The sequence below is a fragment of the Arthrobacter sp. MPF02 genome (assembly GCF_046605375.1).
Taxonomy (GTDB): Bacteria; Actinomycetota; Actinomycetes; order Actinomycetales; family Micrococcaceae; genus Arthrobacter.
In genome coordinates this window covers 195447-218548 of record NZ_CP176772.1, presented here as the reverse complement: position 1 = coordinate 218548, position 23102 = coordinate 195447, and the positions used below count along the sequence as shown (strand labels likewise).

Genomic DNA, 23102 nt, shown 5'->3' with positions numbered 1-23102 from the left:
TGCAGTTGAGCGGGTTGCTGGTGGCGTACATGCCCGTCGCCGTCGTTGGCATGGCCGGGGCGGACGCCAGCGAGGAAACCGGCCTGTTCCAGGTGGTGACCATCCAGCCCGGGGACATCACGCAGGGCTTGTAAGGCCGCGGTGCCGTACCAACCGCCACCTGTGGAGGTTATTGAGCCGCAAACTGATGTTGGCGCGATTCTCTGGTCACCAAAGATGATCAGTTTGCTGCTTCGCTAAAACCTTCCTCTATGTCGCTCAAGAGATCGCGCTCATCGACCCTGAGCCGTCTGTTCGCTCAAGGCACAGTGCCGGCTACAACTTTCGTTGCAGACGGGAGTTGCAGGTATGAGATCCGTAGCATCATCGAAAATGAGAAAGAACATCCGCACACACTGCGGTGGCTGAGTCTGGTTCCGGACGGCAGTCGATATGTCGACCGATGTAAGTACTACGTTTCCTACGTGGTAATAGTAAACTCTAGCCCTCGGGGACCGATTGACCGCTATTCTTTAGCAAACAGAACGCTATGCTGAACGGACAACAATTGGTGTTTCAGTATCGAGGGTTAGTGCTGCCTGAACCAGAACGCCCTATGCAGGATGAAGCGAAATACTCGCTTTACCAGGGATGCCTTGCGACCTGGCTCTAGAGGGTCCTTGATCTATGGAAGGCATTGGGGGGTTTGAAACCGCAGAACTCACAAAACTTCGGTGGCAGTTATCACGCTCTTATGAGATGTAGCGGCCGAGTTATCACTGCGTTTTTTCAACTGCGCAAACACTAAAAGATTGACTGGGACGACTCTTCTACTTCTACTCGTCCCACTCAAACGGCAATAATTGATCTTATGTAAAGTTGCGGTCAGAAGGGGCAAAAAGGGACCCTCCCCCGGGTCAGGAAAGGTTGTGTATTGCACCGGCCCAGCGGGGACCGGACACGGCTCTGCGGACGGCCTTGGCGCGGGCGTGGAAGTCGATCTTTGGCTCGCGCGGGGACTCGGCCGATTGACCGGCAGAACCACCTTGATCCTGGGACGGCCCGACGTTGACGGTTGTTGTGCAGTGGTCGGTGATCAGTCCCATACCGGCATACTCGCGCACCGCAGCGATGCCTTCAACTGCGTCGGCTTTGGTGTCAAAGGGCTTCGATACTGCCATAATGGTGCCATCTGGGGCTGTAAGTCGGAACCTGAAGGTTGATTCTACGTCGACAAACAGTTCGAACATTCCTGCCATTGCGATCCTTTCGGTATGCGGGAGGCTCGGGGCCGCGACTTTGCCCTGCACGGGCAGGAGGCACCATTGCCTCCGGTTTGCCCGGTAGTCCCGCCGTCCAAATCTTCAACAATTCAGCACGCGTTCCCCGAGTCTTCCCCAAGGCTGCCAGCCCGCGCAAGGCTTTGCCCGTCATCAACGGAAGTGATTGCCAGCTCTCGAGCACAGTTGGGACTGACTTGAGAGGACTAGCGGATATCGGCGAGGCCGATGAAGAGGACCACGGAGCGGCCGACTTCCACACCTATCAGGGCCAGAGATCCTGTCCTGCCGATAGTGCAGATTTTGAAAAGCTGCGGCCAGAAGAGGCTGGAAGAAGACTGGCAAAAAGGACTACCGATTAGCCATCCTTGTCCTTGATGGCAACGAATAACGGAGTGTAGGACCGTCTGTGCCGTGCTCGGCATAGACGGCGCCGCTGTAGCCAAACGGCGGCACCCGCATCTAGCGAAAAGAGCCGCCATGGCCACGACGCAGTTCGATCAATTCCTCCAGGACGCCACGACCCGCGATCCGGAGTCCACCACCAGCCTCGGGCCCGACGCCCTCTACGGCCTGTACACGAGCTGGTGCCACGTCACCTCCCGGGAGCCGCGGCCAGAGAGAGTATTTTGGTCTGCAATGCAAACCCGTGTCGCACCGCAAAGAAACGGACTGCGGATGAAGGGCGAAGCTGCCGCGGACTACATTCTTAGCAGTTATCCCGCACTTGTGTGACTGGACAGGCGCCGGCGAAGAAAGGCTTCGTGGGTCCGTATCAGAAACTTCCAAATCGACATTCACAGACCGCCGCTCCTCCCGCGCGCCCACTCTCCTGCTCATTCCCCCTTGGACGGCTATAGCCGACGTTATGTGAAGCTGGGGCTTGGAGGGGCTACCGAAGGCCCTCAAGGACACTTTCGGATGTGCTCTACCGGACTCCTCCTCCGATCATGCAACGGGAGGATGCGTCGACCCTTGTTGGGCCGCCGGGCGGGTCCGAGGGGCCGTCGGCCGTGAACATGCGGGGCAACGCGCCGGGTATGGGGTATGTTGCCCGTCGCCTGCCACCGTGGGTCTTTCATTGTTCTAAAGCCGCCGCAACTGATCGTCCTAAACCTCGCATTCGATGCAGTACGAGTGGCCGTTGCTTTCGATGCCAGCTGGGACCGGTGCCGGACCAGAAAGCAGGACGAGCAGGGAAAGTCATCCTTGCCCTGGGAGATGACCTGCACGATGAGAAACAGCTGTGGATAGCGCACCGCCCGGGACGGGGACACCGTCGTTGTCCACAGCATGGACCGGCTGGCCCCAAACCTCGACGACCTGCGCGCCCTCGTTCAAGGACTCACCGGACGAGGAGTACGCGTCGAATTCGTCAAAGAGCAGCTCATCTTCACCGGAGAGGACTCCCCCAAGGCCAACCTCATGCTCTCTGTCACGGGAGCCTTCGCCGAATTCGGACGCTCCCTCATTAGGGAGCGCCAACGGGAAGGCATCGCCCTGGCCCAAGAGCGCGGCGCCTACAAAGGACGCAAGAAGACGCTGACTCCGGAAACGGGCGGCCGAGCTGGTCCAACGCGCTGGCAGCGGAATTCCGAAAGTCGCCCCTCGCCCGTGACTACGGAATCAGCCGAGAAACCGTGTACCAATACATCCGGCTCGCAAACGGAGTGAATTCAAAACCGCTTCCGCCCGCGCAAATCCTTTAGCGGAGCAGCCTGATAGAACGTCGGTTATCAGCTCTCCTAAGCAGGCTTGGGGAGAGCCCTGAAGGGGCCTGATTCAGGCAGCGCCGATAGTGTAAGTGGCATTATTTTCCCGCCAAATCATCTGCCACTCTTCGGAGGTCCTGAACCAAGCCGATCGAGCGGTTTGGCCCACTCACTCCGGCTTCGAAGTTCTCAAGCGCTTGTGCCATAAGTTCCAATGCTGCTGACACATTGGCTTTGACCGCAGCGCAGCCTTCATAGGACCGGGGGTCGGATGAGGCTGATAACAACAGCTCCGCGCCTGATTTGATGACCACAGACGCCTCATATTCGTTTACACTCATGCTCGACTGTTCTCACAAATGTTGAACGGTGCAAGACCGCCCCGTCCCCTAAACCTTAGCTCCGTGCCCTTGCGCGGGGACGACTAAGCCGGACAAGCGGGGCGCGGATCGAGTGCCCGTGACGCTGCACCGGCGCAAGTTGCCCTGTCCCCTCCCCGAGGTTTACATAAGATCCGGTTCGTCAGCTCGGTCGGGATTGTTGAAGGAACACGAAGGGTCGAAGAGGCCAGGGCAAGTTAGGTGCAGACGGCCGCCGCTTTGAAAGGGTTTGGACCTTCCCGAGCGGCTCCTCTTCACGCCTCCTCTCGTGGTGGCTCCGCTGATCATGACCAATCTGTCATCGCCCCCGCAATGCTTGAGCAAATGGTCGAAAAGGTCAAAGATGCCTTTGGGGCAGGCGAACCACCTCGGTGCGCCGCACGGTGCCCGCCCGAACCTGCTAGCGGGCACTGCCGCCACCGTGCAGGCACCGCTGAAGGAGAAGAACTGCATGAAACCCTCTGTGATTGTTTTTGATGTCAACGAGACCCTGTCGGACATGTCCCCCATGGGCCAGCGGTTCGTCGACGTGGGCGCGCCGGCGCACATGGCGAAGCTATGGTTCGCCACCTTGCTAAGGGACGGCTTTGCCCTCACCGCAGCCGGAGACAACGGAAGCTTTGCCGGGATCGCCGCCGAAGCCCTACCGAGCCTGTTCGCAGGCATCGAACTGAACCGGGACATTGAGCCGGCAGTGCAGCACGTCATGGCCGGGCTCTCCAGCCTCGGGTTGCACCCGGACGTAACCGATGGCATCAAGGCTCTGCGCGATGCCGGATACCGCCTCGCCACCCTGACCAACGGCTCCACCCAGGTAGCAGAAAAACTGTTCACCGATGCGGGTATCCGGGACAGCTTTGAACTGCTTCTCTCAGTGGAGGATGCCCCGGCTTGGAAACCCGGCAAAACGTCCTATGACTACGCAGCCTCCGCCTGTGGCGCTAAACCGGAGGACATGCTCCTGGTGGCTGTTCATCCCTGGGACATTCACGGCGCGTCCCGCGCCGGCCTGCACACCGTCTGGATCAACAGGACAGGCGGGCCGTACCCGGCGTATTTTCAGGCACCGAGTCACACCGTGTCATCCCTTGCCGGTGTGGTCCCGGCCCTGACCGGAGGACAGTGAGGCCTGGCTTGGCTCTTCGATTGAGTTCGAAAATGCGCGTGAGCCCCACAATGCAGGATCAGGGCGGACGCTGGCGGCGGCATCATCTGGGAATCCCAAAACGCCTTTCTTTCTCTGCCAGCAAAAGGACGGCGAGCGAAGCCCCAACCTTCCGCACGCTAGTGGAACTCCTGCAGGCCTCAGCCGGCAGAACATGACACCGGAGAATCTCGCCCGCGCCTTCGTGCTGGGCGTGCTGAACTCGCTGGCCGACGCCATCGACGTCCTGCGGCGGCTCGGCGGCACGCCGGACAAGGTCCTCCTGATCGGCGGAGGCTCCAAGTCGAAGGCCCTGCGCCAGGCGGCGGCCAGCATCTTCAACCTCCCCGTGGAGGTGCCGGGAGCAGGGAATACGTCGCCCTCGGGGCGGCGAAGCAGGCAGCGTGGGCCGCTACGGGAGAACTGCCGACTGGAAGCGGAGCATCGAAGCCGCCTACGACCCCGAAGGCGAGTGGGGCTTCGGCGTCCGGGAGCGGTATGCGGTCGCACGTAGAACCCTCTACGGTACGTGAGCGGGAGCGCTGCCGGCGCCGGTGACGGTCGATGTCGGTTTGGGCATCATGACCTGGCAGCACATTGTAGGCATCCTGATCCTGCAGAAGCCCGCCCTAACGGCCCTCAAGAACTACGAACGGCAACAGAAACTCACCCTTTTGAGCTGCGGCCCCTCGACATCACCGGAGCATCGTTTTGGGAGTCCTACAAGAACTCGGACCTCGAAAAGGATCCCACGGCCTGTCTAACCCGAAAGGGCATCCCATCTACGAGAGGACGAATCCGGTATTGCAGCTGCCCTCCCGGCAGTGGATGACGACGACTGGCGGAACAAGTCGGACTTCGCAGAAGCTTAGGAACAGCACGTGGCCTTGCGTTCAAGAAAGGACTTGTAAGGGTCCGTATCCCATGTTTTCGCTGATCCTTTGACCAGCCGCTTTCAGTTCGTCGATCAGTCCGGGCACGGTTTCGGGGTCAAATCTGAAGGACGGCCCCGCAATGCTGACGGCCCCAATGACGGTTCCTTCGTGACCACGTATCGGGACGGCGATACCGTTGAGTCCGTCTTCCAGTTCTCCTCGCACTGTGGCGTATCCGCGGTCAAGCACTGTCAGAAGTTGTTTCTCCAGTTCCTGAGCTGAGGTGACGGTCTGCTCTGTTATCGCGGGCATACCCATAGTTTTCAAAAGGCGACTGCGCTGCGCGGTTGAGAGCGATGCCAGGAAGACTTTTCCGCTGGATGTAGCGTGAATCGGGGTCAAACGGCCCATCCAGTTTTGCGTGGCGGCGAGCGCCGACGGACCAAAGGCTTCGTCAATGTTCACGACGTGGTCCGAGCTCATAACGGCCAGGTTGACAGTTTCCCCGAATTTGGCGGCGAGGGCTTCAAGGATAGGGCGCGCCTCTCGGGTGAGGTCCAGACGCATCGGTATGGCATTGGCCAAGTGCAGGATGCCCAGTCCAAGCTGGTACTTCCCCCGCCCGCTGCTCTGAGCCATCCCTTGCGCTTCCAGCGCTTTTAGGAGCCGGGAAATGGTCGATTTATGCACTCCCATCTCCTCGGCGACTTCCGTGACGCCCGCGCTGCCAGTTCGTGCCAAAATTTTCAGAACTGCAATGGCGCGATCAACTGATTGCAGGCTACCCCCTTGCAACTCGGCACCGGACTGCTGGTCGTCCTTTATGTCAATATCGCGCACTGGAAATGCCATGTATTTATACTCTCAGACTCGGTCCTTGACTATGCACGCTATCGGAGGCCGGTTGCTTCTTGCATTGGGGTTCTGCTCGGTAAGGCACCCGTGCTTGCGGGGCAGGAAGTTGTGAGTCTGGTCCAACGAAACAAACACCCAACTCTGAGAAAACTCTTGACCAGGCACATTTTCCGGGTGACACTAAAAGCATCAAGTTGCGGAGAACGCAACATGGTACATACTGCGAACCAAGGTCATAAGTGTCCTGCAGTGGAAAAGCCGCTTCTGCAGGAGATAGAGCGCCAGAAGCAAGTGCACAGACAGATCGTGGACGAGCTTCAGCACCATGCCACCAACAACGAGGGACCCAAAGGCATCTCGGTCACCAAGAACGGCCGAGCCGATCCACCACTGGAATCAGTGAGGAGGCCGGCATCGGTAAATCGTCTGTGATGCGATGCGTGCAAATCAAACGAACAGAGGGACATGTTTCATGGCTAAGAACGTATCGTTCACTCACAGAAGGAACGGCGAAGAAGCTAAACATACCGCTCACAAGGACGGGAAGCCGATAGGCAGTCTGGACTTCGTCCGCCCGCGGTACCCCCACAACATTCACCCGGCGTTAGTGCCAGGTATCAGCGTCGATGAACAGCGCAGGAATTACAGTCTGGACAGGGTCGTCTTGACTGTGGCTGGCGTCTTGACCGTCACTTTCGTTGTCTGGGGCATTATCAGCCCCGCCAGCGTCTCCGAGGTCGCAAGCGCGGCATTCTCCTGGACCACCACAAACCTGGGCTGGCTCTTCAACGGCGTCGCCACGGTCGTGCTGGTGGCTCTGCTGTGGTTGGCCATCAGCCGGTACGGGAAGATTCCGCTCGGCAAGGACGGTGAGACCCCGGAATTCTCCACATTCTCCTGGGTAGCGATGCTCTTCGCCGCCGGTCTGGGCATCGGCGTGCTGTTCTGGGGGCCGGCCGAGCCGCTGACCTACTTCGTGACTCCGCCTCCCAGGACGGTCGAGGCCGAGTCAGTCGAAGCCATGCATCAGGCGCTGGCTCAAACGTACTACCACTGGGGATTTCATGCGTGGGCGATGTATGCCCTGGTGGGCGGGGCGGTCGCCTATGTGGGATACCGGCGCGGTCGCTGCCTGTTGATGTCTTCGATATTCAGGCACCTCTTCGGAAAGAGGCACACCGAAGGAGTTGCCGGAAAACTGGTGGACATCTTCGCCATCATCGCCACACTGTTCGGCACGGCTGCAGCTTTGGGGATTGCCGCTCTCCAAATTGGCCAAGGTGTCGTCATTGTCTCAGGTGTCTCTGAACTAACGAATGCTGTCCTCGCCGGCATCATCGGCGTGCTGACGATCTGCTTTGTGATCTCCGCCGTTTCCGGCGTCACAAGGGGCATTCGCTATCTCTCAAACATCAACATCGTTGCCACTTTGGGCATCGTCGGAGTGGTGTTCATCTTAGGGCCGACGCTGTTCCTGCTGAACATGCTGCCGTCGGCGGTCATGGAATATATCGGATCACTGTTCGACATGATGGCGCGTTCTGCTTCCTGGGGAGAAGAGACACTCGAGTTTCAATCAACCTGGACTGTCTATTACTGGGCCTGGTGGATCTCCTGGTCACCGTTCGTCGGCATCTTCATCGCCCGCATCTCCCGCGGCAGGACCATCAGGCAATTCATCCTTGGCGTGATCTTCATTCCGTCCGCCCTGCTCTTTCTCGCCTACGGAATTATGGGAGCGACCGCGATCTGGATGTATCGAGAGGGGAGTCCGGGGTTCCACAATTCGATGGCTGCTCCAGAAGTGCTGTTCACCTTAGTGGATAATCTTCCCTTCGCGGAATGGCTTCCTCTGGTGATCATGGTGGTGCTGGCGATCTTCTTCATCACCTCTGCCGACTCCGCCTCAATGGTCATGGGAATCCTCACCACACGCGGCAGCCAGGATCCACCCAAACTTGTGGTGGTTTTCTGGGGCCTGGTCATGGCCGGAATCGCCGTCGTCATGTTGTTGATCGGAAACTCTTCCGCTCTTGCAGGGTTGCAATCCCTGGTGATTGTCACGGCTGTCCCGTTCGCCTTCGTGATGATTCTGATCATCTTCGCCTGGTTCCGGGAGCTGAAATCAGACCCATATATTTTGCGAGCCCAGTATGCCGAGATCGCAATGAGCAATGCGGTACGGGAAGGCGTTCACAAGTACGGAGACGACTTCGGCCTCCAGGTGGTCGAAAGCGAGCCAGGGCGTGGAGCCGGTGCCGAAACCGATTCGGACCATGAGGACTACACGGAGTGGTATCAGCGCACCACTGCCGAGGGCGAGCCGGTGGGCTTCGACTACGAAACCGGCAAATGGGCCGACGGCTGGGACCCCGAGACCGGGGAAATCAGCACCGTGCCCGCACCGAAGACCGAGGACGCAGAAACGGGTGAAGACGAGAAATCTCCGAATGTGGCTGTCCGTTCTCGTGACGACTCCCCACAACCGGTGCCCTCACTCCCGCCAGCCGACGCCCGGTCAACGACCGCCGGACTGTGAAGGGCCGGCAGCAAAGCCCAAGTGACAAGTAAAACCCGCATGCCCTCGTTCGCGGTACGTCTGTGATGTAGGAGACGCACATCCGACTGCTATGAGACATGGATCCGAGAGGCCGGCATAACCGGTCAAACTTCAACAGCTTTCGATAGGAGCAGAAAAACGATGAATGAAATCCGCGACGTTCTTCCCATCCCCACACGGAGAAACCAGCCGGTAACGACCGCGATGGGAATTCACCAACAGGAGGCACCGTTCACACCCGTTGCCCCGCTCCAGGCACCGGACGGAGCACCCAACGTTGTGGTTGTCCTCATCGATGACATGGGATTCGGAGCCTCGAGTGCCTTCGGCGGGCCGTGCGAGATGCCCACTGCGGACAAGCTGTCCGATGAAGGTCTTCGTTACAGCCGCTTCCACGTCACGGCACTCTGCTCACCCACGCGCCAGGCACTGATGACGGGCCGAAACCACCACTCAGTGGGCATGGGCGTGACCACCGAAATGAGCACCTCCGCCACCGGCTACACAGGATTTCGCCCGGACAGTGCAGCGACCATCGCCCAGACCCTGAGCCAGAACGGGTACAGCACCGCAGCGTTCGGCAAATGGCACCAAACCCCGCCGCGTGAGGTCAGCCCGTCAGGGCCTTTTGACCGGTGGCCCGTTGGCGAGGGCTTCGATAAGTTCTACGGCTTTATGGGCGCCGAAATGAACCACTGGTACCCGCAGCTCTTCGATGGCACCACCCCCATCGAACCGGAACGCCGGCCAGAAGACGGCTACCACCTCTCGGAAGACCTCGTTGATCAGGCCATTAACTGGGTCCAGACCCAGAAAACCCTGACGCCGGAAAAGCCGTTCTTCAGCTACATTGCCTTCGGCGCCACCCACGGACCTTTCCACGTCGCCCCGGAATGGAAGGACAAATACCGCGGCCGCTTCGACTGCGGCTGGGACGTCCAGCGCGAAGCGACCCTGGCCAGGCAGAAGGAACTGGGCGTCGTTCCCGAATCCGCCGAGTTGAGCCCATGGGCCGACGTCGTACCGCACTGGGACGAACTCGGCGACACCGAGCACCGGGTGGCCGCCGCCTTCATGGAAACCTACGCAGGATTCGCCGAACACACCGACAGGCAGGTTGGACGCTTTGTCGATGCCCTGGACGAACTTGGCGAACTGGACAACACCCTCTTCATCTACATCCTTGGTGACAACGGCGCTTCCGGCGAAGGCGGCATCGAAGGCACCATGCGCGAGCACCTGGTGGGCCACGGCTTTAAAGACAGCACGGAGGCCATGGCTAAAGAAATCGACGCCCTCGGCGACGCCACCACCTACGCCATCTACCCTGTCGGGTGGGCGCTGGCCATGAACACCCCCTACCAGTGGACCAAGCAGGTCGCTTCGCACCTTGGCGGCACCCGCGACGGCATGATCATGCGCTGGGGCAACGGCATCCGCCAAGGCGGCGGCGTGCGGCACCAGTACCACCATGTCATTGACATCGCCCCGACCATCTTCGAAGCAGCCGGCGTACCCCATCCCGTCATGGTCAACGGTGTGACCCAGCAGCCCATCGAGGGCACCAGCATGGTCTACACCTTCAACGCTCCCAACGCCGAAGACCGCAGGCGCACACAGTACTTCGAAATGTGCGGCAACCGCAGCATCTACCACGAAGGCTGGACGGCAGTCACCCGGCACGGAACTCCGTGGGAAATGGTCCCGGAAGGGCTGCCGTCCTTCGACGAGGATTCGTGGGAGCTGTACGACATCCGGACCGATTGGAGCCAGGCGCACAACCTGGCCGACCAGTATCCCGAAAAGCTGCGGGAACTGCAGCAGCTCTTCCTGATCGAAGCCAGCAAGTACAACGTCTTCCCCCTTGATGACCGGGTCACGGAGCGGGAGAACCCCGAAGTTGCCGGACGCATCGACCTGCTGGGCGACCGCACATCAGTGACCTATCGCGCCGGCATGGGCCGCTTCACGGAAGAAACAACCCTGAACGTGAAGAACAGGTCCCACAGTGTCACTGCCCGGGTCAACATCCCCGAGAACGGCGCTGACGGTGTCCTGATAGCACAGGGCGGCCGCTTCGGCGGCTGGTCCCTGTACGTGGCGGACGGATACCTCAGCTACGCCCACAACTGCTATGGACGGGACCTCTACATCGTCCGCTCCGACGAGCGCCTCGTTCCGGGCACCCAGGAACTGGCACTGGAATTCCACTACGATGGCGGCGGCATCGGCAAGGGCGCGGAAGTCAGGCTCGCGGCCGACGGCAAGATCGTCGGCAAAGGCAGGGTAGAGCAAACCACCGCCTACTACTTCTCCTTCGACGAGACGCTCAACGTCGGCGTCGACCGGGGCACGCCGGTCACTGATGACTACCTCCCGATCGACAACGCCTTCACCGGCACGATTCACACGGTGCGCATCGATCTGCACGACGACGGCCACGACCAGCACTTGACGGCCGCTGACCGTCAGCGCATGGCACTGGCTCACCAGTAACCAACGCGCGGGGAAGACGCCCTTCCCGCCAAAGCCGGCGCGCGGCCCGGACCGAAGGGTCCAAGTCCGGGCCGTGCGCCCTCCACCAGTGGTTTCCCACGGGGAGGTGCATGGAACACGCCTCCCCGCACGAAGAACATCTATGAAGAGAAAGGACTGAAATGTCCGGAACGTATCTTGGAGAAAAATCAGTCGATGCTGCGCGGGCGACAGCCCCAGGAATTCCTGATGGAGCGGAAACCCTGTTCATTGGAGGCCAATGGGTCGCCCCGCAGGCTGGAAAAACCAACGCCGTCCATTGTCCCGCAGATGGATCCTTCGTCGGGCTCGTTGCTGAAGCAGGGGAAGTCGACACCATCGCCGCGATCCAGGCAGCCAAAGCCGCGCATGACGCCGGCCTCTGGTCTTCGGTGCCGGAGCCTGAGCGCGGTGACCTCCTCCTGGCCGTAGCACGCCGCGTGCGCGAGCGGAAGAACGAATTCGCCCGGGCTGAATCCCTGGACACGGGAAAACGCCTGGTCGAATCAGAAATAGACATGGATGACGTCGCCGCCTGCTTCACCTACTTCGGAAAACTCGCAGGCCAGCAGGCAGGACGCGTGGTCGATGCCGGCCGTCCCGACGTCGTCAGCAGGATCGTCCACGAGCCGATAGGAGTATGCGGACTGATCACTCCCTGGAACTATCCCCTACTGCAGTCAGCATGGAAGGTCGCACCGGCCCTGGCAGCCGGGAACACCATTATCCTGAAGCCGGCAGAGCTCACACCCCATACCGCGATTCTGCTGATGCAGGTCCTGGACGAAGTGGGGCTGCCACCGGGGGTAGCGAACCTCGTCCTCGGGAAGGGATCCGTCGTCGGTGCACCCCTGGCAAGCCACCCGGACGTCGACATGATCTCGTTTACAGGCGGCCTGACCACCGGCAAGACGATCGCCGTTCAAGCCGCCGACACCGTCAAGAAAGTGGCACTGGAGCTGGGAGGAAAAAACCCCAACGTCATCTTCGCCGACGCCGACTTCGACGCCGCCGTAGACAACGCCCTCAACGCCGCCTTTGTCCATTCCGGGCAGGTCTGCTCCGCCGGCGCCCGCCTGATCGTCGAAGAGTCCATCGCCCAGCCGTTCGTCAACGAACTCGTGCGCCGCGCCCAAAACATCCGCCTGGGCGGACCCTTCGACGCCAGCGTTGACGCCGGACCCTTGATCTCGGCAGACCACCGCGACAAAGTCACAGCATATGTGGAAGCAGGACTGGCTGAGGGCGCACGCCTTCGCTGTGGAGGCCGATGGGGAACGGGTGAACTTGCTGACGGCTACTACTACCTCCCCACCGTTCTGGACAACGTGCACAGCGGCATGTCGGTACTCACGGAAGAGGCTTTCGGCCCCGTCGTCACCGTCGAAACCTTCACCACCGAGGACGAAGCCATCACCCTCGCCAACGACACCATTTACGGCCTGGCAGGAGCCGTGTGGAGCCAGGACGCCGGACGGTCCCAGCGTGTGGCCGCCCGCCTGCGTCACGGCACGATCTGGATCAACGACTTCCACCCCTACCTGCCCCAAGCCGAATGGGGCGGTATGAAGCAGTCCGGAACCGGGCGTGAGCTCGGCCCCACCGGCATGGCCGAGTACCAGGAAATCAAGCACGTCTACCAAAACCTGCGTCCCGCTGTCACCGGCTGGTTTCCGCGCTAATGGCCGGCCAGGCCAGCGCACAGGTCCATGGCACAACCAGAGAGGAAAGCATCTTGAACGGGTTCCAAGAGCAGAATTTTGACTACATCGTGGTAGGGGCCGGATCGGCCGGTGCGGTCGTAGCGGCCCGCCTCAGCGAGGACCCCTCGGTGCGGGTGGCACTTATCGAGGCCGGGCCCCGGGATGAAGGCATCGATGAAGTCCTCACCCTCAACCGCTGGATGGAACTGCTGGAATCCGGCTACGACTGGGACTACCCCGTTGAAGAACAGGAGAACGGAAACTCCTTCATGCGGATGGCCCGCGCCAAGGTGCTCGGCGGATGCTCCTCACACAATTCGTGCATCGCCTTCTGGGCCCCGGCAGAGGACATCGACGAATGGGAATCCAAATTCGGGGCAGCAGGCTGGAACGCCGAAATGGCCTTCCGGATCTACCGCAAGATCGAAAACAACGCCGACGACGGCGAGCACCACGGCCACAACGGCCCCGTACGGTTGCGCAATGTGCCCCCGGCAGATCCCTGCGGTGTGGCACTGCTTGACGCGGCAGAGGCAGCCGGGATACCCCGCGCCCACTTCAACGCCGGCAAGACCGTGACCCAGGGGGCAAACTTCCTCCAGATCAACGCCACAGAAGACGGAAAACGGGCGTCCTCGTCGGTGTCCTATCTCCACCCCGCCGCAAACCGCCAAAACCTTGTCATCCTTGACTCCACCCACGCCACGCGCCTGGTTTTCGACGACAACAAGCGCTGCGTCGGCGTCGAAGTGGTTGATAACGCGTTCAGCGCCCCCACAACGGTCAGGGCCTCCCGGGAAGTCATCGTCTCCGCCGGAGCCATCGATTCACCCAAGCTCTTGATGCTCTCGGGAATCGGCCCGGCAAAGCACCTGGCCGAGGTGGGTGTGGATGTACTCATTGACGCACCCGGCGTCGGCGCCAACCTTCAGGACCACCCCGAGGCCGTCATCCAATGGCAGGCAAAGAAGCCGATGGTCACCGAATCAACCCAGTGGTGGGAAATAGGGGTGTTCGCCCAAATCGACCACGGCCTCGACCGGCCCGATCTCATGATGCACTACGGCACGGTCAACTTCGACATGCACACCTTCCGGCAGGGCTACCCCACAGCCGACAACGTGTTCTGCCTGACGCCGAACGTCACGCATGCACGCTCCAGGGGTACTGTCCGCCTCCGCTCCCGGGACTACCGGGACAAGCCGCGGGTGGATCCCCGCTACTTCACCGATCCGGAAGGCTACGACCTTCGGATCATGACGGCAGGCCTGCGAAAGGCACGGGAGATCGTGTCACAGACGCCGCTCGGAGAATGGGCAGGTGAAGAGCTCTTCCCGGGAGCAGAAGTCCAAACCGATGAGCAGATCCAGGACTACATCCGGCGCACACACAACACTGTCTACCATCCCGCCGGTACTGTCCGGATGGGCGCGATCGACGACGCCATGTCACCGCTGGACCCTGAACTTCGGGTCAAGGGGGTCACTGGTTTGCGTGTCGTGGACGCTTCGGTGATGCCCGAACTCGTCACGGTGAACCCCAACATCACCGTCTACATGATCGGAGAGCGTGCAGCTGAACTCATCGCCTCCGAATCGGAGGCATTGGCGGCCACTGAAGAGCCTGTTCCCGCAATCGTCTGAGCCATCGCACCCCCAGGTGGCCTTGCCCGGAGGCAAGGCCACCTGGGGAGGACAGGCAAAACCCATAAGATGACCGAATATCCCTGACTATAGAAACCGCGGGCTGAAGAGGAATCATGAACTTGCCGATCACCGAGGCCAACCAAGACTCATCCCGCGGCGGAGTCCTTAACCTGGGAGAAACAAAGGGGTGCTGTGCGCCTGCCCGTGCGCCGCTTCCTCCTGGTGCTCTCAGTGACAAGAATGCCCACAATCCGGGTCTGACTGGGCAGCAAGCACACCACGCCATCGCTATCCCCCGAGGAATATTCAGCATGGGCGATGCTTTCGGGGAAGGCTACCCAAACGACGGAGAGACGCCCGTCCACGAGGTCTGGCTGGACAGTTTCCGGATCGATGCCACAACCGTCACCAACATTATGTTCGCCGCCTTTATTCAGGCGACGGGGTACCGCACCGAGGCCGAGCAGTACGGATCCTCTGCTGTGTTCCATCTGCTCTCCACTGCCACCGGGCCGGACGTCCTCGGTGCCGCGGCTGGAGCGCCATGGTGGCTGAACGTCCGTGGTACTGACTGGGCACACCCGACCGGGCCAAACTCCAACTGGCAGGACATCCCGGATCACCCCGTCGTGCATGTTTCCCACAATGACGCCCTAGCCTACTGTGCGTGGGCCGGCCGCCGGCTGCCCACCGAAGCCGAATGGGAATACGCCGCGCGCGGGGGCTTGAAAGGCATGCGCTACGCCTGGGGCAACGAACTCACCCCCAACGGCGAACACCGCTGCAACATCTGGCAAGGCACATTCCCCGCAACCAACAGCCGAGAAGATGGACACGCAGGTACCGCCCCCGTCCGGTCCTTTCCACCCAACGGGTACGGCCTGTATGAAATGGCGGGCAATGTCTGGGAATGGTGCGCTGACTGGTTCCTGCCCAAGTATTACCGCAACTCCCCTACCCACAATCCGCAAGGACCAACGATCGGCGCCGGACGCGTCATGCGTGGCGGCTCATATCTCTGTCACGACTCCTACTGCAACAGGTACCGCGTCGCAGCCCGCACGTCCAACACACCAGAATCATCCTCTGGAAACCTGGGCTTCCGCACGGTAGCGCTGGACTGAATAGACGTCCGAGAACAAGGGAACCCCTACGTGACAGCTATAAATTCCCAAGGCGGAGGTCGGCAAGGTCTCCCCGCACGGATCCTTGGCGGCGGAACCGAGCCGGACCCGAGGTTCACCCTGGCCAACGAGCGTACCTTCCTTGCCTGGATCCGCACGTCGCTGGCTATGCTCGCAGGCGGCGTTGCCGTCGAAGCCTTTATGGCCGATGTCTTCGTCCCGGAGTTGCGGAAAACCATTGCAGTGCTCCTGCTCGTGCTCGCCCTCTTCCTCGGTGGGGGCTCCTTCTTTCGCTAGCTGAACGTCGAACGTGCCATGCGCCAAAGGGCAGCGCTGCCCCTGCCATGGATCGTGCCCATCCTCGCGGCCGGCGGCGCCCTTGTCGCGGCCGTCATGGTCGTGTTCGTAATGGTCCACGGCTCCTAACCATGCCGGTATCAACCAACCGCCCAACTCATAACGACCCCGGTCTCCAACCAGAACGCACCGATCTTGCCTGGAGCCGCACAGCACTGTCCCTAGTGGTCTCCGCCGCCACATTCCTTCGATGGCTGCCCCACCATGGGTTGTTCGTCGGTACTTTAGTCGCCGCCGCCATCGTTACTGCTCTATTCATTAACCTCTCCCGAAAGCACCGCTTCCACCAGGCCATTCATGGCATACAACAGGAAAGAATGACCCCGGATATCGCATCAACAGCAGCAATAGCCTCTAGCACGGTCATCCTGGCAATCCTGGGAATCTACACCGTCCTCTTGCTGCCCTTTGCACACTAGCTACCGGTTATAAGATCGGGTGGAGACAAGCGTCCGTGGCATGCCCCACACTCGAAGAAATAGTGCCGGTCCCGCTCAAGTCGAACCCACCCTGATACACATAAGGGCCCTCATTTTGGGGCCCCTAGGATGGGTAATATGACCGACGCCGATCATCCAGACAGCACGCCGGCCCCACAGGCTGGCGACCAGTATGTCCAGTCCCTAGCCCGCGGACTTGCCGTCATACGCTCGTTTGACGCCGCCCATCCGGTCATGACCCTCACTGAAGTTGCTACGCGCACATCGCTCTCCAAGGCAACCGCCCGGCGCTTCCTGCATACCTTGGTGGAGCTGGGCTACGTGCGCACTGATGGCAGGACCTTTGAACTGACAGCCAAGGTTCTTCAATTGGGTTACGCCTACCTGTCCGGCTTATCCCTACCTCAGCTGGCGCAACCCCATCTGGAGGAGCTGTCCCTCAAGCTCGGTGAATCCACCTCGGCGGCGGTTCTGGACGGAACCGACATCGCCTACATCGCCCGGATTACTACACGACGCATCATGAATGTGGGCATCACAGTAGGTACGCGCTTCCCTGCCTACGCGACATCGATGGGCAGGGTGCTCCTGGCACACTTGCCGCCTGCGGACCTCACCGCGTACCTAGCGGAAGCGGAGATCAAGCCTCGGACCCCTCTTGCCTTGGGCAACGTCACGGAACTAGTGGCTGCACTGGACACTGTCCGGACCCAGGGCTGGTGCTTGCTGGATCAGGAACTGGAATTGGGCCTGATGTCCGTGGCCGCGCCGGTATACGACGGGTCAAAGGTAGTGGCCGCGGTAAACGTGTCCCTCCAAACCCAGTCCGTCACAGCCAAGCGGGACCCTGACAAGTACATTGCGTCCGTAGTCCAGGAAATCGTAGCGACGGCGAAACTCGTCTCCACGGATCTCAGCGCCCAAGGATGAGATGTCCTAATAAAGCGACGCAACTAGCAGTAGCAGCGGCGGCCAACTGACCGCCGCTAGACGAGTAACGGCGCTTGCTCCCGGCAATTGCCGAAAAAGGCTTTAGGACACAACTCTGATCCGACCTTGCCAATTTGTAGTACGCCTCAACCTGACGCCGCCGACGTCTGGCCAGGGAGGATGCGCCTGTCGGCAGAGTTCAGGACTGTTCTTAAATGCCTGTAGAGCTGCAAGAGGTGACATCGCCAGCCCTGTCCCAAAAGATTTTTCATCAGGCCCCGGTTTGGCGGACTATTTCGATGGTCCTCGTTCACTGCATTCGGGTGTTCTGCCCTTCCCTACTGTCAGGGTGGACTCTGAGAGCACCATGAAGTGACTGTCAGTGAAACGGAATTTCGCCCTACTCTGACGCCGACGTTAAGGGGCACAAGGCGTATCGGAAACTCCTAGGGCTTCTGTTCCCCCGGGCATGCCCCAAAGGCCACTTGACGAGTATCCGTTATCGGCGTTGGTCGGGATGTTAGACGACAAAATCCTCCCGTCTAGTGCCGGCAATCTAGGAAGTCCTCGTAGCCCCTGCAGAACGTCCGCTATTTCGTCAACCAGGCTCTGAGGCGTGTCTCCTAAAACCCGGGCGGGTTAAACTTGGCCACCTAGAAATCGACGGGGTGGCATAGGAGTGGATCAGGCGAAACGCGCCGCTGTTAGACCAGAATTTTTGTTGGTTCTTGAGCCCAATCCTGGGATTCTTGAGTCGTTCCGTAGGGGACTTCCGGAGAAATTGTCACACTGAACCGCCCGTAGTCGTGGCGCGTAACCAGGACACCGCAGCATCCCTGTTCGCGCGCCACACTCTCAGCGAGAGTGATTGCCTCTTCTAATTCAGCGCGGACGGAGCTTGCTTCCGTTCCTGCGATTTCCAGGCGTAGTGCATTAGTAGGAGAAACGATGGTCACTGTGTCTCTTTCCGGACGTACCTGCAGGAACGTCCTTGGGTGGGAATCACGTGGTGATGCCTGCGTTGGCATGAAGCAAAGTAACGAATTGCCTTCCGGACGAGGGCACGGTTTCGCTGGCTCCCGATGTGGGCCCTCTTGTGTTGAGGCTCCTCGGGCGGTGACGGCTTACAGTCTTTCGGCGGTTCGGGCGTGTCGGCGTGGAACAGCTGTGCTGTGCCGGACGAGAAACTTGGTGTCTAGTAGCTCGTGGAGGTTGCCCGACGGTAGCGACTCCCCTATGGTCAGCATGTCACTGCCCCCGGTTTCGTTTCCCTCTTCGGAGGGCATTACCTTCTTGGATAGCTTTTGTAAAAGCTTTCGCGCTGCTTGTTGTCCTTGTTGCCGGGGGAACTGTTGGATGGTGGTCAGGCCGAAGGTTTCGCCGAGCTCGTGTCCGTCTATGCCGACGACGGAGAGGTCATGTGGCACCTGTAAGCCGAGGTCGCGTGCAGCAAGTATGACGCCGATCGCCATTTCGTCGGAGGCGGCAAAGACAGCGGTGGGACGCTCTGGCATGGCAAGGAGGATTCGCGCCTTGTTGTAGGCATCCTGAAGTGTGAAGTCGGAAGCTATGATCCATTCTGGTCGGACAGGCACCCCCGCTTTTTTCATCTCCTTCTCAAAGCCTGCCTGGCGCTGGTCGGTGAGTTTGAAATCCCGGTAGGGATCAATGCCCCCGCTCACATGGGCAATTCGCTCGTGACCTAGTCCGAGAAGGTGTGCGGTTGCAAGTGACCCTGCAGCGAAATGGTCTATCCCGATCGTCGGTACGCTTGGCATCGGCCCGCCAATGCCCACTACGGGGCGGCGAATCGAGAGCATGCGCGTCAACTCTTCGGGCGTCAGTTCAAGCGAAACAGGGACCACTGCGTCCAGGCGCTGTCGCATCAGGAAGTCTTCGAGTACAGCATCTTGATGGTCTCGGTCAGCGAAAATGTTGTACAGGGCCAGATCGTAGCCGACGGTGATAAGTTCCCCGGAGATTCCTGCCACCACTTTGGCGAAGTACCAGCGGTCGACTGACGGTACGATAACGCCGATGATACGGCTGCGCCCTGTCACCAGGCTGGATGCATTGTAGGAACGGACGAAGTTGAGCTCCTGCGCTGCAGCCAGTACCCGCTTACGCGTGCCGGCTGCCACTGAGCCGTTGCCACTGAGCGCACGGGAGGCAGTTCCTACGGAAACGCCAGCGCGGGCAGCAACTTCTTTAATGCCTGTCACGTTTAATGCCTGTCACGGTCATCTTTCCTAACTTGAGCAGCACGGTCCGCCCGTGGGGGATGTCATGAGACTTCCCCGTGTTCACGGTAGTGGAACAGCGAGTCCTTCACAGATCGAACCTCTGGTTTCTTCTGGTCACCGCCGATTGATCGAGTCCCAGCAAATCACGCGCCACCACTACCTAGTAAAGCTATTGTAAACGTTTCTATTCAACGCGCACGGGAGAAAATACGGCAGATTCCGGGTCTTGCCCGGCTTAATGTCTCCTTCCTGAAAGCGTTGGCGTACGGTACTGGACGCCCGAATTGGAAACGCTTACACTCAATGGTGACACACGTCACGAGCCCCGCCCTCCCAAAGAGGTGCGATGCGGCCCCCCTCTTTCAAAGGAGAAACAGATGCGTAGGATTCAGGGCGCTCTCGCGGTTACCGCTACCGCCATGCTGCTGCTTACAGGGTGTGGAAACGCCAACGAAGGAAACCAGACGGCCACATCGGCGCCTGCGGCGGCGGGGTCCACTGCTGCCCCCGAGCGGGCGGATGCCGATCTGGTGATCTGGACCGACAACCTGAAGGCCGATTCGATTCGCGCGTTCGCCGAAGATTTTGCGGCTGACAATGGCATCAGCGTGGCCGTCCAGGTCATCTCGGGTGAGTTCCAGACTGCCCTTGTGACAGCAAACGCTGCAGGCAATGGACCGGATGTGTTTACCGGCGCCCATGACATGCTCGGCAATCTCGTCCAGAACGGCGCAATCGATCCACTGCAGATCGCTCCTGATCAACTCAAGGGCTACGCCGAAACAGCTGTTGAGGCTGTGACGTACAACGACTCGGTGTACGCGCTGCCGTATGGGATCGAAACTCTTGGTCTTTTCCGCAACACCGACATCGTCCCGGAAGCTCCCGCGACCCTGGAGGATGCCTTCGCTAAGGGACAGGAGGCCGTGGCCGCCAAGAAGGTCGAAGTGCCTTTCAGCCTGCCGCAGGGCAACAGTGGCGACGCCTATCACATGCAGCCGCTGTACACCTCGATGGGCGGTTACCTCTTCGGTACGACGGCCCAGGGCGATGCCGATCCGTCTGACCTCGGGGTCGGCGGTGAGGGCTCGATCGCTGCTGCTAAGAAGATTCACGCACTGGGTGAAGCGGGCAGCGGCATCCTGAAGCGCTCCATCAGCGTTGACAACTCCATCTCTTTGTTCGCTGACGGCAAGGCGCCCTACCTTGTGGCTGGTCCTTGGGCCCTTAACCAGGTTGAAAAGGCAGGAATCCCCTTCGAAGTCACGCCCATTCCCGGTTTCGAGGGACAGGCTGCTGCTCAGCCCTTCGCGGGCGTTCAGGGTTTCTACGTGGCATCGAACGGAAAGAACGAAGCCTTCGCTCATGAGTTCGTGGAGAACGCGATGAACACCGAAGAGGGCATGACGCAGATGTTTGAAGGCGCGAAACTGCCGCCGACGATGACGACCGTTCGCGAGAAGATCGCAGGACAATACCCCGCCATCGAGACGTTTGCCTCCGCTGCAGGATCCGCCCAGCCCATGCCGGCAATTCCCGAAATGGCTGCCGTCTTCGCCCCCCTCGGCCAGGCCTATGCGGCGCTCGTTGGCGGCGCTGAGCCGGAAGGCACGATGCGCGCAGCCGGGGAAACCATCGCTGCTGCAATCGGCAAGTAGGAAACGGTCCCCGGGGGGCCGTTGCACATGTCTTCGGCCCCCTAGGGCCCTGCTGCCCAGATTGAACTCCAGGAGAACCCCATGATCAAAACCCTCAAGCGCCTGCAGCGTCCTCCGTCACCTGCAACAGACGAACCCGGCACCCGTCAAGAACGCACAACGAAACCCGTGGCCCTGCTCGCCAAAATCCTTGCACTGGGTACCGTTGTCGGCTCAGCGGCAGCCCTCACTCCGGCACTTGTCGCTACAGGCCGCTGGGGATTTCTCGCAGCAGTATGGGGCATCGCCGGCGTCCTGCTGCTGACCTACATCACCGGTCGCGGGGTGCCGGCCAAGTACATGGTGCCCGGCACACTTCTTCTGGTGATCTTCCTGGTGTACCCCATCGTGATGACGTTCCAGATGTCAACGACAAACTTCGGCGACGGAACAAGGACGTCAAAAGAAGAAACCATCTCACAAATCATTGGCGCCTCCGTCGTTCAAAGCCCTGACTCCCCGCGCTACAACCTCTCTGTAGCAACCGAAGGAAACCCCACGACCGGGCCGTTCGCCTTTCTGCTCGTGGAACCCGAAAGCGAAAAAGTCTTCCTAGGCACCCCCGACGACGGCCTTCGGGAGCTTGAACAGGACGACGTCACAGTTACCGGCGGTTTCGTTACCGAAGCCGAGGGCTACAAGCTTCTGACTCCGCAAGAGGTCAACAACGCCAGCGACGCGCTGAAGGATTTTGCGGTGCCGACTGATCGCGGCGCCATCCGGCAACTTGGCATCCGCCAGGCGTTCGAAGGCGCTTCACCGCTCAAATACGACCAGACGCGCGACGTCATCACCAATACGGCAACCGGCGTTGACTACACGCCCGTTCAGCAAGGCGACAGGGAGTACTTCGCCGATCCGGAGGGCAAGCGCCTCTCCGACCAGTCCTGGCTCGCTAACGTCGGATTTGCCAACTATCAGCGCGTCTTCACAGACACCAGAATCAGCTCCGATTTCCTGCAAATATTCGCCTGGACCTTCATCTTCGCGACAGTCTCGGTAGCAGGAACGTTCCTGCTGGGACTGGGGCTGGCCACCGCATTGAACGATCCGCGGATCAAGGGCCAGCGCTTCTACCGCGCCATTCTCATCCTGCCCTACGCAATCCCGGGATTCATTGCACTGTTGGTCTGGTCCAGCTTCTGGAACAAGGACTTCGGCCTGATCAACAACTCCCTGGGCCTGGACCTGAACTGGCTGGGTGACCCCATTCTGGCCAAGGCAGCGATCCTGCTGACTAATTTCTGGATGGGGTTCCCTTACATGTTCCTGGTCTGCACCGGAGCCCTGCAGGCCATCCCCGCGGACCTTAAGGAAGCATCACGCATCGATGGTGCCAGCGGGTTCCTGGGCTTTCGAAAAATCACGTTCCCGCTGCTCTTGGTCACAGTCGCCCCCTTGCTCGTATCGACCTTCGCCTTCAATTTCAACAACTTTAACGCCATCTACCTGTTGACAGAAGGCGGACCGTTCGACCCCGCAAACCCCACAGCGGGAGCAACTGACATTCTGATCAGCTACACCTACCGCCTGGCCTTCGGCGGGCAGGGCGCACAGCTCGGTTTCGCCGCAGCCGTGTCAGTGCTGCTGTTCGTCCTAACCGGCATCATCGCCGCAATTCAGTTCCGTTTCACGCGCACCCTGGAAGAGGTGAACTGATGTC

At 60.2% G+C, this 23102-nt stretch carries 18 protein-coding genes and 3 pseudogenes; 15 read left to right on the top strand and 6 right to left on the bottom strand.

Features of this window, described 5'->3' with window-relative positions; translation table 11 throughout:
- Positions 1-5: 5 nt before the first annotated feature.
- Complete coding sequence (locus ACLH0K_RS00990; RefSeq protein WP_411375018.1) at positions 6-134, top strand: hypothetical protein; 129 nt, start codon at positions 6-8, stop codon at positions 132-134.
- Positions 135-251: 117 nt separating this feature from the next.
- Positions 252-536 carry a DUF6119 family protein gene (locus ACLH0K_RS00985; RefSeq protein ID WP_411375017.1) on the top strand — a complete coding sequence of 95 codons (285 nt, stop codon included), beginning with the start codon at positions 252-254 and terminating at the stop codon, positions 534-536.
- Between the two features lie 360 nt (positions 537-896).
- Here ACLH0K_RS00985 and ACLH0K_RS00980 read toward each other — a convergent pair whose 3' ends face one another.
- Positions 897-1238: a YegP family protein gene (locus ACLH0K_RS00980; RefSeq protein WP_411375016.1), complete on the bottom strand. Its 342-nt coding sequence runs from the start codon at positions 1236-1238 to the stop codon at positions 897-899.
- A 1131-nt stretch (positions 1239-2369) separates the two neighbouring features.
- Positions 2370-2497: pseudogene (locus ACLH0K_RS00975) on the bottom strand (DUF4193 family protein); the annotation flags it as partial.
- A 16-nt stretch (positions 2498-2513) separates the two neighbouring features.
- On the opposite strand from ACLH0K_RS00975, the pseudogene ACLH0K_RS00970 reads away from it, so the two are divergent.
- Positions 2514-2968: pseudogene (locus ACLH0K_RS00970) on the top strand (recombinase family protein); the annotation flags it as partial.
- Between the two features lie 101 nt (positions 2969-3069).
- Here the strand turns inward: ACLH0K_RS00970 and ACLH0K_RS00965 are convergent.
- Positions 3070-3312 carry a hypothetical protein gene (locus tag ACLH0K_RS00965; protein WP_411375015.1) on the bottom strand — a complete coding sequence of 81 codons (243 nt, stop codon included), beginning with the start codon at positions 3310-3312 and terminating at the stop codon, positions 3070-3072.
- 490 nt (positions 3313-3802) lie between these two features.
- Between ACLH0K_RS00965 and ACLH0K_RS00960 the strand changes: the two genes are divergently transcribed.
- The gene (locus tag ACLH0K_RS00960) at positions 3803-4477 is read left to right on the top strand and encodes a haloacid dehalogenase type II (protein ID WP_411375014.1); all 675 of its coding nucleotides are present in this window, start codon (positions 3803-3805) and stop codon (positions 4475-4477) included.
- A 19-nt stretch (positions 4478-4496) separates the two neighbouring features.
- Positions 4497-5009 (top strand): FGGY-family carbohydrate kinase, encoded by a 513-nt coding sequence (locus ACLH0K_RS00955; protein WP_411376527.1) that lies wholly within the window; start codon positions 4497-4499, stop codon positions 5007-5009.
- 379 nt (positions 5010-5388) lie between these two features.
- Here ACLH0K_RS00955 and ACLH0K_RS00950 read toward each other — a convergent pair whose 3' ends face one another.
- Positions 5389-6222 carry an IclR family transcriptional regulator gene (locus ACLH0K_RS00950; RefSeq protein WP_411375013.1) on the bottom strand — a complete coding sequence of 278 codons (834 nt, stop codon included), beginning with the start codon at positions 6220-6222 and terminating at the stop codon, positions 5389-5391.
- A 475-nt stretch (positions 6223-6697) separates the two neighbouring features.
- Here ACLH0K_RS00950 and ACLH0K_RS00945 point away from each other — a divergent pair, with 475 nt between their 5' ends.
- From ACLH0K_RS00945 to ACLH0K_RS00910, 8 genes and pseudogenes are all read left to right on the top strand, one after another.
- A complete protein-coding gene (locus ACLH0K_RS00945; protein ID WP_411375012.1) occupies positions 6698-8764 on the top strand; it encodes a BCCT family transporter in 2067 nt (688 codons plus the stop codon).
- Between the two features lie 162 nt (positions 8765-8926).
- Positions 8927-11281 carry a sulfatase-like hydrolase/transferase gene (locus ACLH0K_RS00940; protein WP_411375011.1) on the top strand — a complete coding sequence of 785 codons (2355 nt, stop codon included), beginning with the start codon at positions 8927-8929 and terminating at the stop codon, positions 11279-11281.
- Between the two features lie 161 nt (positions 11282-11442).
- Positions 11443-12981, top strand: coding sequence for an aldehyde dehydrogenase family protein (locus ACLH0K_RS00935; RefSeq protein WP_411375010.1), 1539 nt, complete (start codon positions 11443-11445; stop codon positions 12979-12981).
- A 53-nt stretch (positions 12982-13034) separates the two neighbouring features.
- A complete protein-coding gene (locus tag ACLH0K_RS00930) occupies positions 13035-14645 on the top strand; it encodes a GMC family oxidoreductase (RefSeq protein WP_411375009.1) in 1611 nt (536 codons plus the stop codon).
- A gap of 116 nt (positions 14646-14761) precedes the next feature.
- On the top strand, positions 14762-15772 hold the full coding sequence (locus ACLH0K_RS00925) for a formylglycine-generating enzyme family protein (RefSeq protein WP_411375008.1): 1011 nt from the start codon (positions 14762-14764) through the stop codon (positions 15770-15772).
- Positions 15773-15802: 30 nt separating this feature from the next.
- Positions 15803-16198: pseudogene (locus tag ACLH0K_RS00920) on the top strand (YidH family protein).
- Entirely contained in the window at positions 16117-16548 is a 432-nt protein-coding gene (locus ACLH0K_RS00915) for a DUF202 domain-containing protein (protein WP_411375007.1), read from the top strand. Before ACLH0K_RS00920 ends, ACLH0K_RS00915 begins: the two are co-directional and overlap by 82 nt.
- Before the next feature lie 138 nt (positions 16549-16686).
- Positions 16687-17499 (top strand): IclR family transcriptional regulator C-terminal domain-containing protein, encoded by an 813-nt coding sequence (locus tag ACLH0K_RS00910; RefSeq protein WP_411375006.1) that lies wholly within the window; start codon positions 16687-16689, stop codon positions 17497-17499.
- A 704-nt stretch (positions 17500-18203) separates the two neighbouring features.
- Here the strand turns inward: ACLH0K_RS00910 and ACLH0K_RS00905 are convergent.
- Together ACLH0K_RS00905 and ACLH0K_RS00900 are read right to left on the bottom strand one after the other, a co-directional pair.
- Positions 18204-18455 carry a hypothetical protein gene (locus tag ACLH0K_RS00905; RefSeq protein WP_411375005.1) on the bottom strand — a complete coding sequence of 84 codons (252 nt, stop codon included), beginning with the start codon at positions 18453-18455 and terminating at the stop codon, positions 18204-18206.
- A 168-nt stretch (positions 18456-18623) separates the two neighbouring features.
- Positions 18624-19721 (bottom strand): LacI family DNA-binding transcriptional regulator, encoded by a 1098-nt coding sequence (locus tag ACLH0K_RS00900; protein WP_411375004.1) that lies wholly within the window; start codon positions 19719-19721, stop codon positions 18624-18626.
- A gap of 398 nt (positions 19722-20119) precedes the next feature.
- Between ACLH0K_RS00900 and ACLH0K_RS00895 the strand changes: the two genes are divergently transcribed.
- Both ACLH0K_RS00895 and ACLH0K_RS00890 read left to right on the top strand, forming a co-directional pair.
- Positions 20120-21400 carry an extracellular solute-binding protein gene (locus ACLH0K_RS00895; RefSeq protein WP_411375003.1) on the top strand — a complete coding sequence of 427 codons (1281 nt, stop codon included), beginning with the start codon at positions 20120-20122 and terminating at the stop codon, positions 21398-21400.
- Positions 21401-21481: 81 nt separating this feature from the next.
- The gene (locus ACLH0K_RS00890; protein ID WP_411375002.1) at positions 21482-23098 is read left to right on the top strand and encodes an ABC transporter permease subunit; all 1617 of its coding nucleotides are present in this window, start codon (positions 21482-21484) and stop codon (positions 23096-23098) included.
- The last annotated feature ends 4 nt before the right edge of the window (positions 23099-23102 follow it).

Excerpts from the sequence above, each read along its gene's own strand:
- ACLH0K_RS00960 (WP_411375014.1), top strand. The coding sequence starts at position 3,803 with ATGAAACCCTCTGTGATTGTTTTTGATGTCAACGAGACCCTGTCGGAC.
- ACLH0K_RS00950 (WP_411375013.1), bottom strand. The coding sequence starts at position 6,222 with ATGGCATTTCCAGTGCGCGATATTGACATAAAGGACGACCAGCAGTCC.
- ACLH0K_RS00910 (WP_411375006.1), top strand. The coding sequence starts at position 16,687 with ATGACCGACGCCGATCATCCAGACAGCACGCCGGCCCCACAGGCTGGC.
- ACLH0K_RS00980 (WP_411375016.1), bottom strand. The coding sequence starts at position 1,238 with ATGGCAGGAATGTTCGAACTGTTTGTCGACGTAGAATCAACCTTCAGG.
- ACLH0K_RS00890 (WP_411375002.1), top strand. The coding sequence starts at position 21,482 with ATGATCAAAACCCTCAAGCGCCTGCAGCGTCCTCCGTCACCTGCAACA.
- ACLH0K_RS00945 (WP_411375012.1), top strand. The coding sequence starts at position 6,698 with ATGGCTAAGAACGTATCGTTCACTCACAGAAGGAACGGCGAAGAAGCT.
- ACLH0K_RS00940 (WP_411375011.1), top strand. The coding sequence starts at position 8,927 with ATGAATGAAATCCGCGACGTTCTTCCCATCCCCACACGGAGAAACCAG.
- ACLH0K_RS00895 (WP_411375003.1), top strand. The coding sequence starts at position 20,120 with ATGCGTAGGATTCAGGGCGCTCTCGCGGTTACCGCTACCGCCATGCTG.
- ACLH0K_RS00985 (WP_411375017.1), top strand. The coding sequence starts at position 252 with ATGTCGCTCAAGAGATCGCGCTCATCGACCCTGAGCCGTCTGTTCGCT.
- ACLH0K_RS00965 (WP_411375015.1), bottom strand. The coding sequence starts at position 3,312 with ATGAGTGTAAACGAATATGAGGCGTCTGTGGTCATCAAATCAGGCGCG.
- ACLH0K_RS00935 (WP_411375010.1), top strand. The coding sequence starts at position 11,443 with ATGTCCGGAACGTATCTTGGAGAAAAATCAGTCGATGCTGCGCGGGCG.
- ACLH0K_RS00925 (WP_411375008.1), top strand. The coding sequence starts at position 14,762 with ATGAACTTGCCGATCACCGAGGCCAACCAAGACTCATCCCGCGGCGGA.
- ACLH0K_RS00915 (WP_411375007.1), top strand. The coding sequence starts at position 16,117 with ATGGATCGTGCCCATCCTCGCGGCCGGCGGCGCCCTTGTCGCGGCCGT.